Source organism: Pseudomonas nabeulensis, assembly GCF_004682045.1.
Taxonomy (GTDB): Bacteria; Pseudomonadota; Gammaproteobacteria; order Pseudomonadales; family Pseudomonadaceae; genus Aquipseudomonas; species Aquipseudomonas nabeulensis.
Window position 1 is genome coordinate 25,400 of sequence record NZ_QUZT01000062.1, and the last position, 17,126, is coordinate 42,525.

Annotated in this window: 13 protein-coding genes; 5 read left to right on the top strand and 8 right to left on the bottom strand. The window is 64.0% G+C overall.

Features of this window, described 5'->3' with window-relative positions; all coding sequences use genetic code 11:
- Window positions 1-217 precede the first annotated feature (217 nt).
- The 7 genes from DYL61_RS24915 to DYL61_RS24945 are packed head-to-tail and all read right to left on the bottom strand — an operon-like array spanning window position 218 to window position 8,976.
- Window positions 218-1,336 carry an LLM class flavin-dependent oxidoreductase gene (locus DYL61_RS24915; protein ID WP_135310539.1) on the bottom strand — a complete coding sequence of 373 codons (1,119 nt, stop codon included), beginning with the start codon at window positions 1,334-1,336 and terminating at the stop codon, window positions 218-220.
- Window positions 1,326-2,303, bottom strand: coding sequence for an LLM class flavin-dependent oxidoreductase (locus DYL61_RS24920; protein ID WP_135310540.1), 978 nt, complete (start codon window positions 2,301-2,303; stop codon window positions 1,326-1,328). The genes DYL61_RS24915 and DYL61_RS24920 overlap by 11 nt, the downstream gene beginning before the upstream one ends.
- On the bottom strand, window positions 2,296-3,276 hold the full coding sequence (locus DYL61_RS24925) for an LLM class flavin-dependent oxidoreductase (protein ID WP_135310541.1): 981 nt from the start codon (window positions 3,274-3,276) through the stop codon (window positions 2,296-2,298). Before DYL61_RS24925 ends, DYL61_RS24920 begins: the two co-directional genes overlap by 8 nt.
- The gene (locus DYL61_RS24930) at window positions 3,273-4,253 is read right to left on the bottom strand and encodes an LLM class flavin-dependent oxidoreductase (protein ID WP_135310542.1); all 981 of its coding nucleotides are present in this window, start codon (window positions 4,251-4,253) and stop codon (window positions 3,273-3,275) included. The genes DYL61_RS24925 and DYL61_RS24930 overlap by 4 nt, the downstream gene beginning before the upstream one ends.
- Window positions 4,250-5,158, bottom strand: coding sequence for a 5'/3'-nucleotidase SurE (locus tag DYL61_RS24935; RefSeq protein WP_135310543.1), 909 nt, complete (start codon window positions 5,156-5,158; stop codon window positions 4,250-4,252). The genes DYL61_RS24930 and DYL61_RS24935 overlap by 4 nt, the downstream gene beginning before the upstream one ends.
- Window positions 5,155-6,492, bottom strand: coding sequence for an LLM class flavin-dependent oxidoreductase (locus DYL61_RS24940; protein ID WP_135310544.1), 1,338 nt, complete (start codon window positions 6,490-6,492; stop codon window positions 5,155-5,157). The genes DYL61_RS24935 and DYL61_RS24940 overlap by 4 nt, the downstream gene beginning before the upstream one ends.
- Window positions 6,493-6,549: 57 nt before the next feature.
- Window positions 6,550-8,976 carry a TonB-dependent receptor plug domain-containing protein gene (locus DYL61_RS24945; protein ID WP_135310545.1) on the bottom strand — a complete coding sequence of 809 codons (2,427 nt, stop codon included), beginning with the start codon at window positions 8,974-8,976 and terminating at the stop codon, window positions 6,550-6,552.
- 286 nt (window positions 8,977-9,262) lie between these two features.
- On the opposite strand from DYL61_RS24945, the gene DYL61_RS24950 reads away from it, so the two are divergent.
- A complete protein-coding gene (locus DYL61_RS24950; protein WP_135310546.1) occupies window positions 9,263-10,258 on the top strand; it encodes a P1 family peptidase in 996 nt (331 codons plus the stop codon).
- 121 nt (window positions 10,259-10,379) lie between these two features.
- Here DYL61_RS24950 and DYL61_RS24955 read toward each other — a convergent pair whose 3' ends face one another.
- Window positions 10,380-11,726, bottom strand: a complete 1,347-nt coding sequence (locus DYL61_RS24955) for a tetratricopeptide repeat protein (RefSeq protein ID WP_135310547.1) — start codon at window positions 11,724-11,726, stop codon at window positions 10,380-10,382.
- A 317-nt stretch (window positions 11,727-12,043) separates the two neighbouring features.
- Here DYL61_RS24955 and DYL61_RS24960 point away from each other — a divergent pair, with 317 nt between their 5' ends.
- Genes DYL61_RS24960 through DYL61_RS24975 form a run of 4 tightly spaced genes read left to right on the top strand, consistent with a single transcriptional unit; the run spans window position 12,044 to window position 17,032 of the window.
- Window positions 12,044-13,627, top strand: a complete 1,584-nt coding sequence (locus DYL61_RS24960) for an ABC transporter substrate-binding protein (RefSeq protein WP_135310548.1) — start codon at window positions 12,044-12,046, stop codon at window positions 13,625-13,627.
- A complete protein-coding gene (locus DYL61_RS24965; protein WP_135310549.1) occupies window positions 13,624-14,601 on the top strand; it encodes an ABC transporter permease in 978 nt (325 codons plus the stop codon). The genes DYL61_RS24960 and DYL61_RS24965 overlap by 4 nt, the downstream gene beginning before the upstream one ends.
- Window positions 14,601-15,428 (top strand): ABC transporter permease, encoded by an 828-nt coding sequence (locus tag DYL61_RS24970; RefSeq protein ID WP_135310550.1) that lies wholly within the window; start codon window positions 14,601-14,603, stop codon window positions 15,426-15,428. The genes DYL61_RS24965 and DYL61_RS24970 overlap by 1 nt, the downstream gene beginning before the upstream one ends.
- Window positions 15,425-17,032 (top strand): dipeptide ABC transporter ATP-binding protein, encoded by a 1,608-nt coding sequence (locus DYL61_RS24975; RefSeq protein WP_135310551.1) that lies wholly within the window; start codon window positions 15,425-15,427, stop codon window positions 17,030-17,032. The genes DYL61_RS24970 and DYL61_RS24975 overlap by 4 nt, the downstream gene beginning before the upstream one ends.
- Window positions 17,033-17,126: the final 94 nt, after the last annotated feature.

A 17,126-nucleotide genomic window follows, 5' to 3' on the forward strand; every position in this document is an offset into this window, starting at 1 on the left:
TTGCCCCCGATGGCGGAGTGTCAGTCAGCTTATCTGTAGCTGACACACTGCAATCGGGGGCAAGCCCCCTCCCACAGGGGATTGGTGGTATGGCTACTTCCTTATCCTGACGCAATTCCAAATGTGGGAGGGGGCTTGCCCCCGATGGCGGAGGGTCAGCTGCATGTGTGTTGACTGACACACCGCCTTCGCGAGCAAGCCCCCTCCCACAGGGGATCTAGGGTGTGGCGCAGATCTTGTGTAATAGAGGCAACACCTCCGCCCCCACATGAATCGCCTCTTCCAAATGCGGAAACCCGGACAAGATAAAACTATCCACCCCCAATTGGTGATACTCCTCGATCCGCTGCGCCACGTGCGCATAACTGCCCACCAGCGCCGTTCCCGCACCTCCACGCACCAGGCCCACACCCGCCCACAGGTTGGCGGACACTTCCAGCTCCCTCGCACCACGGCCACGCCCTTGCATCAATTGCGTCTGGCGGCTTTGCCCCACGGATTCATACGCGGCCATCTGCCGTTGCGCCTGGTCGATGGCGCCTTTGGGGATTTCTTGCAGCAGCCGTTCCACATGGGCCCACGCTGCGTCGTCGGTGCTGGCGGCGAATACGTGCAGACGCAGGCCGAAGCGCAGGGTACGGCCCTGGGCGGCGGCGAGGTCGCGCATGCGGTGGATGCGTTCGGCGATCATCGCCGGAGGTTCGCACCACATCAGGTAGGTTTGCCCATGGGCCGCGCCGACCCGCTCGGCGGCTTCGGAGGCGCCGCCGAAGTAGATGGGCGGCACTTCGGCGCCTGGGGCAATGGGCGTGTGGATGCCGCTGCGGTAGTAACGCCCAGGATGGGCCGGTGGCTGGCCCGCCCATACGGCCTGGAACACTTGCAGGAATTCGGCGGTGCGTGCGTAGCGTTCGTCGTGTTCAAGAAAGTCCCCGAGGGAACGCTGTTCGAAACGGCTGGAACCGGTCACCACGTGCAGCGCCAGGCGGTTTTCGCTGAGCAGTTGCAAGGTGGCGGCGCGGTGCGCGGTGTAGGCGGGCAATTCGGTGCCGGGGCGCAGGGTGAGCAGGAATTTCAGGCGGCGTACTTCCTGGGCGAGCACGGCGGTGATTAGCCAGGGGTCTTCGAAGCCGCTGGCGGTGGGCACCATGATCCCGTCGAAACCGGCCTGTTCGGTGGCCCGTACGATCTGGCGCAGGTAGTCCAGTGTCGGCGCGCGCTCGCCTTGCTGGAACAACCCGACCTTGGGCAAGCCGCTGCTGGTGAGGTGGCGACCGTCGCCGTTGGTGGGCAGGAACCAATCCAGTTGGATCGGCGGGCGGACTTCAACACTCATGGTGCGGGCGCTCCTTGCGCAAGTGGGGCAATACCTGTTCACCAAAGCGCAGCACGTCGCGCACGGCCGGGCCGCCTTCCAGGATCAGGTGGTTCAAGCCCAACCCATGCAGCTCCTGCAGGCGCGTGGCGATCTGTGGCGGGGTGCCCACCAGGATCAGTGGTTGCCCCGGCGCGAGTTGCAGCAGGTTCGGATGCACTTCCCATTGGCGCAGCGGGTGACGCGCGCGCGGTAGGGTGGCGAAGGATTCAGTGGGTAAGTCCGGGACTGGCAACAGACTGGCGGCGGTTTCCCAGGCCAGGTCTTCGCTGTCGCCAAGGATCAGGCCGAAGGTGCAGGCAAACTTTAACGACGGTTGGATCGCCCGCCAACGCTGGATCTCCTTGCCCAGCCACTGCGGATGGCCGGGGGCGAGCAGGCAGGTCTGGGCATGTTCGGCCACCAGCGCGTGGCTGTGGCTGTCGTCCAGTACCAGCGTCGGCGCGGGCAGTTCACGACGGGCAACGCCGGCGTTTTCCAGCTGGAAGTACAGGCCCTGGTAATCCAGCCCGCCTTCATTGGGGGCGAGCAATTGTTGGAGGATATGCAGGTACTCGCCGATGCGTTCGCTGCGCTGATCACGGTTAAGCCATTCGCCAAACGCACTGCGCTCGCTGTTGGGCAGGTGCAGGTGCACGCGGTGGCCGCTGATGGATTGCAGGCTTTGCAGGGTGGTCGCCAGCGCCGCCGGCAGCATCACCTCCGGCGGCACGCTCACCGACAATTGCACCCGCCGCGTATGCGCACACAACGCCGCGGCAACGCCGAGGCTGTCGGCGCACAGCGCGCCGCCGGGGATCCACAGGCTATCGAGGCCGGCGTATTCCACGGCCTGGGCCAGCTGGATCCATTGCCCTGGCCGCGCCGCCCAGTCGGGGGTGCATAGAGGCAGTAGCCAGCTGAAGTGCAGGGGCGTGCGGTCAGTCATGTTGTTTCCAGCCCAGGGCCGGGGCGATGTCCCGGGCGAGGGTTTCCAAGCGCTTGAGGATCTGTGCCTGGGTCGAGCTTTCGGCCTGGACCACGGCGATCATGTAATCAGCATAGGGCAGCAACGAGGGGTCCTGTTGCAAGCTTTGAATCACTTCATCGGGATGACCGTGGTGCACGTTCATCAGGCGCAGGTGTTCCTGTAAATCCACGGCCTGGTCGATCAAGCCTTCGCGTTGCAGGCGCGGAATATGCCGCTCGATATCCACCGCCAGCTCGGCCTGGGCGCTGGCGCGGTCGGCGGCGGGGAAAATGGCGCGGACCACGCCGATGCGCGGCTGGCGATCAGGGTGCTGCCAGGCGTTGAGGTACGCGTCGGCCAAGGGTTTTTGCACGGTCAGTGGATCGTGAGTGGCGGTGCCCAGCAGCAGGCCGTTGCCTTGTCGTGCGGTGTACACGGCGCCATCGAGGCTGCCGTGGGAATGCCACAAGCGCGCGTCCAGGCCCGGTGCGGGCGGTTGCAGTGTCAGGTCACCCGTCAGCCGCTTGCCCTGCACCAGGTGCTGCAAGCGCTGTTGACGTTCGGCAAAGTCCGCCTGGCGTTGGCTGGGGTCGCGGTCAAACGCGCTGAAGTTATCCAGATTGGCGCCGCCACTGCCCAGGCCCAATTGCACCCGTCCGCCGCTCAGGGCGTCGAGCACACTGGCGTCTTCGGCCAGGCGGATCGGGTCTTCGAACGGCAACACGATCACCCCGGTGCCCAGCTCGATACGCCGGGTACGCTCGGCCACCGCCGCCAGCAACACCAGTGGCGAAGGCAGGCGGCCAAAGCCGTTGCTCAGGTGGTGCTGGGCAATCCAGCCGCCATCGAAGCCCAGGGCTTCGGCCACTTCGAACTGCTCGATGAGGTCGCGGTACACCTGTTGCGGGTCATCGCCAAAGGCGTGGCTGAGAAAGCCCAGTTTGAAGGTCATGAGGCGGTTCCTGTGGGCTGCCAGCCGAGGGCCGGGGCGATGTGTTCGCGGATGATTTCCAGGGCGCGGATGGCGTCGCGCAGCGGCGTGCTGGTGGTTTGTACTTGCAGGATCAACTGGTCGTGGGCGGTCAGTGTCGGGCCTTGCTGCAACTGTTCGATGATCTGCTCCACCGGGCCGTGCAACACGCCAAGGCGCTTGAGGGTGGTGTCGAAGTCATCATCCTGTGTGCCCTTGAGTACGCCGATGCTTTGCTGGCGTTGCACATAGGCCTGGATATCGCGGCGAGTGGCGTCGTCCGGGGACGGCAGCAGCGCTTGCACCCGTGCGAGGCGCGCCGGGGTGCCGTTGTCGCCGGTCCAGGCGTTGCGGTAGCGCGCCACCAGCTCCACACCGGCTTCGGGCGGCTGGTGCGGGTTGGGCGCCATGATCAGGCCGTGACCGCGTTCGGCGACCAATTCCACCCGCGACGTCGCTTCCCATAGTCGATGGCTCAAGCCATTGGCCCGTGGCAGCAAGCGCGAGCCGCTGTCGGTCAACGGCGCATTGCCCAGGGCGTTGAGCAGTTGATGCAAGTGCTGTTCGTAATCGCGATGGCGCGCGTCAGGTTCACGGCCAAATGCCACAAATGTCTCGGGATCAAACCCCGCGCCCAGCCCAAGCTCCAGCCGCCCATGGCTGAGTAAATCCAGCACGGCGGCATCTTCGGCCAGGCGCAGCGGCGCCTCCTGGGGCAACACGATAATCCCGGTGCCCAGGCTGATGCGTTGTGTGCGCTGGGTAATCGCGGCGAGCAACACCAACGGCGACGGCAGTCGCCCATGCTCACTGGCGAAGTGGTGCTGCGCCACCCAGCCGCTGTCGAAGCCCAGTTCTTCGGCGACCTTGAACAGCTCCAGGGTGTCGCGATAGACCTTGGGGTCAAAGCTCGGGCTGTAGACGCGGCTCAAGAACCCCAGGGAAAAACCGGCGCTCATGGCTTCACCTCAAGTTGCTTTTGCAGCGCCGGGCCAGCACTGATGGACTCCGGCAAGCCGCTGAACGGGCTGATCGTCAGGTAACCCTTGTTCAACCACACTGCTTCATCATTCTGTTGCGCGGCGGTGGCGGCGGGGCTGTATTGAAAGCCGATACCGGGCTTGCCGGGCAGGTTGAACTGCTTGAGATCGTCGGTGTACAGCGCCGCAAAACCCACGTAACTGCCGACGCGGGTGAGTTTCACGCCTTTGATGTGCGCGTCCTTGGGCAGGTTGATATTCAGGCCCAGGCCCGCGGGCAGCAAGGCGCCATTGGGTTGGCGATGCTGGTCGAGGGCCTGTACCAGTTTGGCCACCAGGGCGGCTGCACGGTGCGGATCCTGCTCCTTGAGATCGGTGCTCACCGCCAGCGCCGGAATGCCTGACTGTAACGCCACGCTCGCCGCGTTGAAGGTGCCCGAGGCCATGTTGATCGCCCCCAGGTTATTGCCGGGGTTGGGGCCGACGATCACCAGGTCGGGGTGAGGCAGCACTTTGTTCAGGCCCATTAACAGGGCCATTACCGGCGTGCCGCTGATTTCGATCTGCACCTCTTTGCCGGCGCACTCGGCGCTCTGGCACACGCCTTTTTCGGTAGTGCTGATGTAGTAACTGTCGGGGTAGGCCGGGTCGCTGTCGTGGCCCACGCTCACTTCCCGCCCGAAGAAGAATGAGCCGCCGCGTGCGCTCTGGTCACTCTGCGGCGCGGCGATCTTCACGTTATGCCCCTGGGCTTTAAGCTCGGTATAGAGCGCGCGGATATTCGGATGCTGGTAGCCGTCGTCGTTGCTCAGCAGGATATTCAGGGCGAACGCCTTGGGCGCGATCAGGCTGGCGGCGGCGAGCATCCATGCGTTGCGCTTCATGCCGGGGCTCCTGTGGTAAAGCGGTTGGCCGGGCGCGGCAGGCCAAGGTTTTCCCGCAACGTAGTGCCTTCGTATTCATCGCGGAACAGCCCGCGTGCCTGCAACAGCGGAATCACGCGGTCGACAAACAGCTCGATGCCCCCCGGAAAGTACGGAAAGAACACATTGAAGCCGTCGCAGGCCCGCGCCTCGAACCACGCTTCAAAGTGATCGGCCACGTCTTCGGCGGTGCCGATCACCGGGTTGCCGCCGGCCAGGCGCAGGTACAGCTGGCGGATGCTCAGGTTTTCGCTGCGGGCCAACTCCAGCACCTTGTCGCGACGGCTGCCGCGTTGGCCCACGGGGGTGTCTGGCAGTGGGCCGTCGAGGTCATGGCCGGACAGGTCGATATCATCGCCCAGGGTGTCGGCCAGCAGGCGCAGGCCCAGCACCGGGTCGATCAGTGCCTGGAACTCTTCGAACAAGGCCTGGGCCTGTTCGCGGGTGTCGGCGATAAACGGCGTGACGCCGGGCAGGATCTTGATGTGATCCGGGTCGCGGCCCAGCGCGGCGGCGCGTTGCTTGATGTCCTGGTAGAACGCCTGGGCGTCTTCGAGGTTGTGGGAATGGGCAAAGATCAGCTCGGCCACGCGGGCCGCGAGGTTCTTGCCCGGCTCCGACGCACCGGCCTGCACCAGCACCGGGTGGCCTTGGGGCGGGCGTGCCACGTTGAGCGGGCCGCGTACGGCAAAGTGTTCGCCGCGATGGTTGAGGGTGTGCAATTTGGCCGGGTCGAAGTATTCGCCGCTGGCCTTGTCGCGGGTGAAGGCGTCGTCGTCCCAGCTGTCCCACAGGTCCTTGACCACATCGTGGAATTCTTCGGCGCGCTGGTAGCGGTCGCCGTGGTCCACATGGTGTTCGCGGCCAAAGTTCCAGGCCTCGTCGGAGACCACCGAGGTCACCAGGTTCCACGCGGCGCGGCCCTTGGACAAGTGGTCCAGGGACGCGAACTTGCGCGCGATATGGTACGGCTCGTTGTAGGTGGTGGTGGCGGTGGCGATCAGGCCGATGTTGTTTGTAACGGCGGCCAGGGCCGACATCAAGGTCAGCGGTTCGAAGTGTTCGGCGCGAGCGGTGCGGCTCAACGCGTCGTGGTGATGCCCCCACAGCGCGACGACATCGGCGATGAACAGCGCGTCGAATTTACCGCGCTCGGCGGTTTGCGCGATGTGCTTGAAGTGCTCGAAATCCAGGCTGGCATCGGCCTGGGCCAGCGGGTGGCGCCAGGCGGCGACGTGATGGCCGCTGTTGGCGAGAAATGCGCCCAGCTTGAGTTGGTCGGTGCGGCGGGTCATGAACAGGCTCCCATGAAAGTCACGCACGGGGCCGGCGAGCCGGCCCGGTGGGTTGGGTTAGAAGTTGTAGGTCACGCCGGTGTACCAGTAGCCGCCGGTGGTGCCGTAGGGCGAGAAGTTGCCGTAGGGGAAACCGCCCGAGCTGCTGGCCAGGTGGGTGCGTTCCGGGTACTGGTTGAACAGGTTGTTGGCGCCGGCATTCAGGGTGATTGCAGGCGTGAGGTGGTAGTCGATATTCAGGTCGGTGATCCACGCCGGCGAGAAGGTGCGGTCGTATTGTTCGGCGGTGCCGTACTGGGTGTATTCGCCGTAGCGGGTCAGGTTCAGGCCCACTTCGAGTTTTTCATAGGTCCAGGTGGTGCCCAGCAACAGCTTGGATTGCGGCAGGCCGTACTTGAGGTTGCCCTGGCGCTGACGGTCATAGCCACCGGTTGGGCCGAGGGCTTGCTGGGCCACGCTGGAGGCGTGGATATCGTCGATCTGCGTGGTGTTCCAGTTGAAACCCAGGGTGTAGCGCAGGTTGCCGTAGGCGCCGATGCTCTGGCGGTAGTCGCCCACCAGGTCGACGCCACGGGTGGTGGTGTCGAGGGCGTTGGTGAAGTACGTGACCGCCTGGTTCGGGTTGAGCCCGGCTGCGGCGAGGATCGCGCTGATTTGCGGGGTGCCGCCGAGGTAACCGGTCTGCGCGATACGGTCCTTGATTTTGATCTGGTAGGCATCAAGGGTAATGCTGGTGGCATCGGTGGGTTGCAGGGTGAGGCCGAGGCCGAAGTTGGTGGACTTCTCAGGTTTGAGCGTGTCGGCGCCGAGGGCTTTGGCCACTGCGGAGTCCACCGCCACGTTGCGGTAGTCGAACAACTGGCCGTTGACGCTGGTTTGCGAGGTGGAGCTGTAGATCTGCTGGGCCAGGGATGGTGCGCGGAAGCCGGTGCTGAAGGAACCGCGCACCGCCAGGATCGGCGTCAGTTGGTAGCGGGTGGCGAACTTGCCGTTGGTGGTGGTGCCCGAACCGTCGTTGTAATGCTCGTAGCGACCGGCCAGGTCCACGTGCCATTTATCGGTGAGGTCCTGGCCGATCTCGCCGTAGCCGGCCAGGCTGGTGCGGCCTTTCTCGGCGGCGTCCTCTGGCGTGGTGCCGGCGCCGGAGATGGTGCCCGGTGCGATCAGGCCACCGCTGGCGCCGGTGGTGAAGGGGCCGCTGGCGTAGGAGGCGTAGTCACCCTTGCCGATCTTGTAGTTCTCGTAGCGCTGTTCCAGGCCCCATGAGATTTGCGTGGGCTTGTGCAGGCCGAGGTCGAAGGCGCGGGTCAGGTCGAGGTTGTTGGTCCACTGGCTGAAGGTCTTCACGCCGGTGTCCACCGAGGTCGGCGAGTCGGCGCCGTAGCTCAGGTTGTAGGTGTGGCGCAGGGTGGCTTCGGCATGGTCCTGGCCGTAGGTGCTGGACAGGTCATAGTTCCAGCCGGCGACTTCGCCCTTGCCACCGAAGGCCACCTGGAAGTCATTTTCGATAAAGCGCAGGGTGTCTTCCACGCCTTCGGGGAACGGCGTGGCGATACCGTCGAAACTGGCGGGCTGATGGAAGGCCAGGGGTTTTTCCGAGTTGCGTCGGGTGTAAGTCGAGAACGAATAGAGGGTGAGAGCATCATCCACCGGCAGCTCGGCGTTGTAGCCGAAACTGAAATTGCGCGCCTCGGGCAGGCCGGTGCCGTAGTAGGTGTGTTCCAGGCTGGTGTTGCCGGCAGAGTCGGTATACGGCGCCTTGTCGGACCGGTCGGAGATCTTCTGTTTCTTCACGTCCAGGGCGAGGTTGATAAAGCCGTCATTGGGCAGCGCCAGGCCGATATTGCCGGTTTGCCGCGCGGTTTCGCCGTCACCGTTTTCGTAGTTCTGGCCGTAGCTGGTGGACAGGCTGCCACCGTGGTCGGTCTGCTTGAGCACGATGTTGACCACGCCGCCAATCGCATCCGACCCGTACTGGGCAGAGGCGCCGTCGCGCAGCACTTCGACGTGATCCACCAGGGCGGTGGGGATCATGTCCAGGTCCACCGGCTGCGAGCCGGAGTTGAGGTAGGTGCCGTTGTTCAGCAGCGCACTGTTGTGGCGGCGCTTGCCGTTGACCAGCACCAGCACCTGGTCGCCATTGAGGCCGCGCAGGCTGATGGGGCGCACCACCGACGTGGAGCCGAAGCCCGACGATGCCGGCTGGTTCAGCGACGGCAGCACTTTGCTCAGGGCGCGGGTCAGGTCGCCCTGGCCGGTGGCGAGCAATTGCTTGGACGAGATCACATCCACCGGCGCCGGGCTTTCAGCGAGGGTGCGCGCCTGGCCACGGTTGCCGATCACCACTACGGTGTCCAGCGGGTTGTCGCTGGCCGGCGCGTCGGCGGCGAGGGTCAGGCCGCTGTAGCTGGCGGCTTCGCACAGGGCGATAAATAACAGGGTGTGGGCGAAGGCTTGGTGAGGCCTGCGGCGAGAGGCATTCATGATGGGCAACACTCCAGTGGGTAAGGTGGCTTGTTGGGTTCAAGCTCTGGTGTTGCGGTGAGAGCAAGGGCTGTGCCATCTGGAAAAGTTATTTAAAAACAGTGTCTTATTGGTTTGTTGAACGGTGGGTTGGTGTTTTTCTAACAGGGCGAAGGGCAGGGTGTTGGTTTTTGTGCAGAGGGTTTTCGAGGCGACTGGGTTTTGCGCCGTCAGGCCGGGATAACGGCGTTTGGCACACCCCTTGCTCACCCCACGCCATACCTAAACCCAAGGAAGCTTTTTCTGTATGCCTAGACCCGGCCCGCGCAACGCCCTCACCGATATCCCAGGCCTTACGGTCGGCCACGCCACGGACCTGCACGTCGACACCGGCGTCACGGTGATCCGCCCCGATGGTTTCTGGACCGCCAGCATCGACATTCGCGGCGGCGGCCCCGGCGGGCGTGAAACCGCCGCCCTTGAACCGGAAAACATGGTCGGCCAACTCCACGCGCTGGTCTTTGGCGGCGGCTCGGTGTTCGGCCTGGGCGCGGCGGATGCGGTGGCGGCCAAGCTGTCCCAGGACCAGGTGGGCTTGCACCTCAAGCCTGGTGCGCCGGCTATCCCTATCGTGCCTGCCGCTGTGTTGCATGACCTGGGCAATGGTGGGGACAAGGACTGGGGCCTGGAACCGCCTTACCGGCGCCTGGGGTTTGAAGCGCTGGCCAATGCCAGTGAAGACTTTGAACTGGGTTCAGTGGGCGCGGGCCGTGGCGCCATGGCCGGGGTGTTGAAGGGTGGATTGGGCACGGCGTCCCTCGACTTGGGCGATGGGCTGATCGTCGCCGCATTGGTGGTCGCCAATCCCATTGGCTCGGTGTACATGCCCGATGGCAAAACCTTCTGGGCCTGGCCGTGGGAAGTGGCGGGGGAATTCGGCGGCCAGCGCCCGCACACCGAGATGGATTGCAGCGACCCGATGCCGGAGCTGTCACGCCTGGACTCCATGGGCCGCTTGCAAGCAGGCGCCAACACTACGTTGGTGGTGGTCGCCAGCACCGCACGGCTTACTGTGGCCGAGTGCAAACGCGTGGCGATCATGGCCCAGGACGGGATTGCCCGTGCGGTACGCCCGGCGCATTTGCCGTTTGATGGGGACACGGTGTTCGCGTTGGCCTCGGCAGCGGTGGAACTGACCGATGGGCCACGCCGGCAAGTGGAGATTGGCCGGATTGGCGCGGCGGCGGCGGATTGCGTGGCGCGGGGGATTGCGCGGGGGGTGTTCAGCGCACGCGGAATTTAAGTCAAATGCGGTCAAATGTGGGAGGGGGCTTGCCCCCGATGAGGGAGTGTCAGTCACAGCATTTTTGCTTGACCCACCGCTATCGGGGGCAAGCCCCCTCCCACATTTTGATCTGTGTATGTCAGGTAAATCGTGACACTCGCGCTTTGGCTTTTGCTGCCTGCTCTGGTAGCCCCAGCGCCCCATACACCCGCACCAAACTCCGATTCGTCGGCACATCCCACCCGTCATACCGGCGCCGCAACTCCAGCGTTTGCTGTGCGCCAAACCAATCTCCCGCCTGCAACCGCGCATCCAATTCCACCTGGGCAAACAGATCACGCTGGGCATGGCTGCCGCCAATTTCATTCAGCCGGGGCAGGGCGATCGTCAGTTGCTCAAGCGCGTGTTGCCACTCCCCTCGGGCATGGGCCAACAAGCCCTTTGCCAACGGCAAGGTGACTTCACCCCACACCGGCCGCGCCGCAGCACTGTAGGCTTGCAGCGCCGCCAGTAACTCATCCGCTTCCGGCTTGCCGGCCCGTGCCAAGCCGTACAAATACTGCACGCTGAGAAACGGCTGCACCGTATCGCCAGCTCGCCGTTGCAGATAGGGCGCCAGCGCTTGCCAGCGCTCGCCCACGTCGATGCCGGCCAGTTCCAGGCGTGCCAGCAACGACACTGCGCCCACCTGATCCTGGGAATACTCCGGCAGGATGCCCCACACGTGCTGGTCGTAGATCTCCAGCACCCGCTGATTCTCCCCCCGCGCCAGGTAGAACAGCGCCAGGTGCCACCAGTTGTGGGTGTACATAAACGAATTCAAACCCTGCCAATGATGGGCGACGCTTTCCAGAAACGCGGTGCCTTCCTCGATGCGTCCTTCGGTCAGCATCACATGGGCCAAGGCATGTTGCGCCCACGGCTCCGAGGGTTGCAGGCGCAGGGCTTCACGGGTGCTGGCTTCGGCTTCTTCCAGCAGATGGCATTGCTCATAGGCGAAGGCCAGCAGGCCGTGGCTGTGGGCGATGTCGGGGGCGCCAGCGGTGGCCTTGAGGCCGATGCGCAGCAAGGCGGGCCAGTTGCCGCGGTTGAATTCCACGTATTGGTTGAGCTTGGCGGCGAACAGGTCGCGGGGGTACAGGTCGAGGGCGTGTTCGCTGAGGTGCAGGACTTGATCAAGATCGTCGTTGATCCACGCGTGCAATAGCGACAGATACAACTGGGCGCGCGGATGGTCGCTGTTCACGGCGACCCCGCGCTGGTGGTATTTCGCGGCCAGGGCCGGGCCTTCGGGGGACTCGATGAACATCAGCAACACACCGGCGAAGGCGTTGGCCAGGGCTGAGTCGGGGTCGGCATCGGCGGCGGCGAGGATGCCTTCGGCGCGGGGCTGGTAGCCGAGGAAGCCGCCGATGAAATCGTCCAGGCCCTGGCGGGTGGAAGGGTGGGGGGTGTCGATGGGGTTGCCCAGGTAATCCAGTGGCATGGGTAAAGGCTCGTTCGGTCAGATGGAGATGACAGGGCAAACCCTGTGCCATCTGAACACTGGTGATCTCAATGTGGGAGGGGGCTTGCCCCCGATAGCAATGTGTCAGCTTGCCCATCTGTCTCTGACCCACCGCCATCGGGGGCAAGCCCCCTCCCACATTTGAACCAGAGCGCTGCTGCTTTTTGCACACTCAGCCGCAGCGCTGTGGTTTTTTCATCAGCTTGACGCCCCATAGCACCCACAATCTCGCCTGAAACCCCCATGGCACAGCCCTTGCAAAATCCCTCGCAGAACTTTCCATTCGAGGAGCCTCCATGCGCCCATTCTCTTTTCGCCGTGCCCTGTCATCCGTTGGCCTGTGCACCGCGCTGCTGGCCGGCCAGGCCCTGGCGCAACCCCAGGAGGGCGGGGTGCTCAACCTGGTGGCCCAACCCGAACCGCCGTCGTTGATGCACGGCGTGGTCAGCCATGTGTCCACTCAATACGTGAGCGGCAAGGTGCTGCAAGGCCTGCTCACCTTTGACACCGACCTCAAACCCAAACCGGTGTTGGCCAAGTCCTGGACCATCTCCCCGGACGGCCTCACCTACACCTTCGTGCTGCAAGACAACGTGCACTGGCACGACGGCCCGGCGTTCACCGCCGATGACGTGGTGTTCAGCTTCCAGACCTTCTACCCCGAGGTGGACAAGCGCCTGGGCGGCATCATTGGCGAGTATGTCGACAGCATCACCGCCAACGGCCCGCAGCACGTCGTGTTCAAGCTGAAGAAGCCCTTCGCCCCTCTGCTTTCGGCCCTCGGCAGCGGCCTGCGCCCGGTGGTGCCCAAGCACCTCTACGAGAACACCGACTACCGCAACAACCCCTACAACCTCAAGCCGGTCGGCACCGGACCATTTGTGTTTGTCGAGTGGAAGCGCGGCGCCTATATCAAGCTGGCCAAGAACCCCCACTACTGGAAAAAAGGCCTGCCGCACCTCGACAGCATCATCTTTCACGTGATCCCCGACGGCTCCTCACGCGCTGCCGCGTTCGAGCGCAATGACGTGCAAGTGCTGCGCAGCGGCGATGCCGATTACTCCGACCTCAAGCGCCTCACCGCGTTGCCGGATGTGCAGTCGTCGGAGAAGGGCTGGGAGTTGTATTCGGGCCTGGCTTTCCTGCAAATCAACACGCGCAAACCGCCGCTGAACAACCCCAAGGTGCGCCAGGCGATCCTGTATGCGCTGAACCGCCAGTTCGTGGTGGACAACATTTTCTTCGGTTCGGGCAAGGTGGCTCAGGGGCCATTCGTGTCGACCTCGCCGTACCACGACCCGCAATTGCCGCAGTACGCCTATGACCTGAAAAAGGCCAAGGCGCTGATCGCCGAGTCCGGCGTGGACGTGGGCGCGGTGCGTATCCGTTTGCTCAACGGCGAAAAGGGCGGCGCCTGGGAACGGTTGGCCGAGTACACCAAGCAGTCCCTGCAACCCATGGGTTTCAAGGTGCAAGTGGTGACGTCCGACTCGGCGACCTGGTTCCAGCGCGTGAGCGATTGGGACTTCGACCTGACCTACAACTTCATCTTCCAGATCGGCGACCCGTACCTGACCAGCGCCTACCTGTTCCGCTCCGACTACATCCTCAAGACTTCGCCGTTCGCCAACGTCAGTGGCTACAACAGCCCCGAGGCAGATGCGTTGTGGGCCAAGGTCGCCGACACCCCGGAAGGCCCGGCGCGCAAGCAGCTCTACAGCCAGTTGGAGAACGTACTGAACACCGACCTGCCCATCGCACCGATCTTTGAAATGCGCTACCCGACGCTGTTCCACAAGCAGGTGAAGAACCTGTTGCAGACCGCCACCAGCCTTAACGAAGACTACGAAAGCGTCTACCTCGACGCCCCCGCGCCATGAACGGCGTGCTGTATTTCGGTGGGCGCCTGTTCAAGGCACTGCTGATGGTGGTGGCGGTGCTGGTGTTGAGTTTCCTGCTGATCCGTTTGGCGCCGGGGGATCCGGCGCTGTTGCTGGCCGGTGAAGCAGGGGTGGACGATGTGCAGTTTATCGAGCAGTTGCGCCAGACCATGGGGCTGGATAAGCCGCTGCTGCATCAGTTGCTGATTTACCTGGGCAACATCGCGCAGTTGGACCTGGGCTATTCCTACCGCAACCAGACCTCGGTGTGGTCACTGATCAGCGAGCGCTTGCCGGCGACATTGGCGCTGATGGGCTCGGCCTTTGTGCTGTCTTCGGTGTTGGGGGTAACCCTGGGCGTGCTCGCGGCGCGGGCGCGGCAGAAACGCCATTGGCTCGACGGTGTGATCTCCCATGGCGCGTTGCTGCTGTACGCCATGCCGCCGTTCTGGTTGGCGATGCTGATGATCCTGCTGTTCTCCGTCAGCCTGGATTGGTTACCGGCCTTCGGCATGGAAACCGTCGGCCGTGAGTTCTCGTTGCTGGATCGCTTGCAGCATCTGCTGTTGCCGTGCCTGTCCCTCAGCGTGTTGTTCCTGGCGTTGTATATCCACCTGACCCGCGCCGCCGTACTCGACGCCCTCGGCCAGGAATACGTGCGCACCGCCCACGCCAAGGGCCTGCACCCACGGCGGATTCTGTTTGTGCATGTGCTGCGTAATGCACTGCTGCCGGTGGTGACCTTCGCCGGTTTGCAACTCGGTCAACTGGCCAGCGGCGCCTTGCTGGTGGAGGTGGTGTATTCCTGGCCCGGCATCGGCCGCTTGATGTACGACTCGCTGGCCCAGCGTGACTACGGTGTGTTGATGGGCGGCTTTCTGGTGATCTCGATACTGGTGGTGGGCTTTAACGTGTTGACCGATGTGATCTGCCGGTTCCTCGACCCGCGTATCGGCGCCGGAGGGCAGGGCTGATGGCGGTATTCAAACGTTTTATCCGCCAGCCTTCGGCGCTGGTGGGTGCGGTGTTTTTGCTGGTGTTGGCCGTGCTGGCGCTGACCGCACCGTGGCTCACCAACAGCTCGCCCTGGGAAATGAACACTCAACCCATGCTGCCGCCGTTTCACGACGCTGCCCATTGGCTGGGCAGCGATTTGCTTGGGCGTGACCTCGGCAGCGGCTTGCTCTACGGCGCCCGTGTGTCGTTGGCCGTGGGCGCACTGGCCAGCCTGGCGACGTTGTTGGTGGGGCTGATCGTTGGCGCCATCGCCGGCTACTTCGGTGGCTGGCTCGACGGCGTGCTGATGCGCATCGCCGAGTTCTTCCAGATCATTCCGCAACTGGTGCTGGCGGTGATCCTGGTGGCAGTGCTGGAACCGTCGTTGGGCTCCATCGTGCTGGCGATTTCCCTGGTGGCGTGGCCAGCGGTGGCGCGCCTGGTGCGCAGTGAATTCCTCACCCTGCGCCAGCGCGAATTCGTGCAGGCGGCACGGGTACTGGGGCAGTCGCCGTGGGGGATCATCACGCAACAAATCCTGCCCAATGCGCTGGCGCCGTTGCTGGTGACCATGACCTTTGTGATGGCCACGGCGATCCTCACCGAAGCGGCCTTGGCGTTCCTCGGCCTGAGCGACCCGGAAGCCATGAGCTGGGGTTACATGATCAACGCTTCCCGTGGCCTGCTGCGGGATGCCTGGTGGATGAGCTTTTTGCCGGGGCTGGCGATTGTGCTGTGTGTGCTGGCGGTGAACCGTGTGGGTGAAGGCTTGCGCGTGGCCTTTGAGCCGGGGAGGTCGCTATGACGTTATTGAGTGTGGAACACCTGCGTATTGCCTTGCCCGCCGGTGCGGACCGCAGCCATGCGCTGTATGACCTGTCGCTGCAACTGCGCAGCGGCGAGTGTTTGTGTGTGGTGGGCGAATCCGGCTCGGGTAAGTCCATGTTGGCCAAGGCGCTGCTGCGGCAATTGCCGGCGCCGCTGAGCGTGGAAAGCGGGCGCCTGGTCTTGCGTGATCAAGACCTGGCGAGCTTCAGCGAGACCGCCATGCGCCAACTGCGCGGGCGCGATATCAGCATGGTGTTCCAGGAGCCCATGAGCGCGCTGAACCCACTGCTGCGTGTCGGTGAGCAGATCGATGAAACCCTGCGCGCCCATGGCGTGAAGGCCTTGCGGGAACGGCGTCAGCGCGTGGTGGATTTGCTCGGCTATGTCGGCTTGCCAGACCCCGAGCGCCTGCGCCTGGCCTACCCGTTTGAACTCTCCGGCGGGCAACGTCAGCGGGTGGTAATCGCCATGGCGTTGGCCTTCGATCCGGCGCTGCTGATTGCCGATGAACCGACCTCGGCCCTGGACGTCACCACCCAGGCACAGATCCTCGACCTGCTGCGCAAGATCCAGCAGGACAAGGGCATGGCGCTGTTGTTTATCACCCATGACTTTGCCGTGGTCGAGGCGATTGCCGACCGTGTGCTGGTGCTGGAAAAAGGCGTGGTGGTGGAGCAGGGCAGTGCCCGGCAGGTGTTACGCGAACCGAAGGCGGCGTATACGCGGCAACTGCTGGCGGCGGTGTCGGCCGAGCCGTTGGCACCACGCGGTGTGATCGACGGGCCGGTGGTGCTCAAGGCCGAGCGACTGGGCAAGGCGTTTCGCAGCCGCAGCGGTTGGTGGGGCAGGCGCAGCACCCAAGCGTTGGACGCGGTACAGCTGGAACTGCATGAAGGCGAGACCCTGGGCATCGTCGGTGAGTCGGGTTCGGGCAAGTCCACCCTGGGCCGTTGCCTGGTGCGCTTGCTGCGTGCCGACAGCGGGCATATCCAGTGGCTGGGCCAGGACGTGGCCGGACTGTCCGAAGGGCAACTGCGACCGCTGCGCAGCGATGTGCAGATGATCTTCCAGGACCCGTTCGCCTCCCTCAATCCGCGCCAGACCGTGGGCCGCATCATCATGACCGGGCCTCTGGTGCAGGGGCGTTCCAAGGCCGAGGCCGAGCAGCGCGCCCGGGAGTTGTTGAGCCTGGTCGGCTTGCCGGGCACGGCGTTTGAACGCTATCCCCATGAGTTTTCCGGCGGCCAGCGCCAACGCATCGGGATTGCGCGAGCGTTGGCGGTGGAGCCCAGGGTGCTGATCGCGGATGAGTGTGTGTCGGCGTTGGATGCGTTGATTCAGGTGCAGATTCTGGAGCTGTTGGAGTCGCTGCAACGGCGCTTGAAGTTGAGCATTGTGTTTATCACCCACGACCTGCGCGTGGCGGCGCGGTTGTGTGATCGCATTGCGGTGATGCAGAACGGGCGGGTGGTGGAGCAGGGGGGGACGGCATCGTTGTTTGCGGATGCCAGCCATCCCTACACCCGGGCGCTGTTGCAATGTGTGCCAACGAGCCCACTGCCAGAGGCACAGGTGATCTAAGTGTGGGAGGGGGCTTGCCCCCGATTACGGTGTGTCATTTGGTGGCGGTGTTTGGTCGGAGTACATATCCGTTATTTAGGTAACGGCGGCTTAT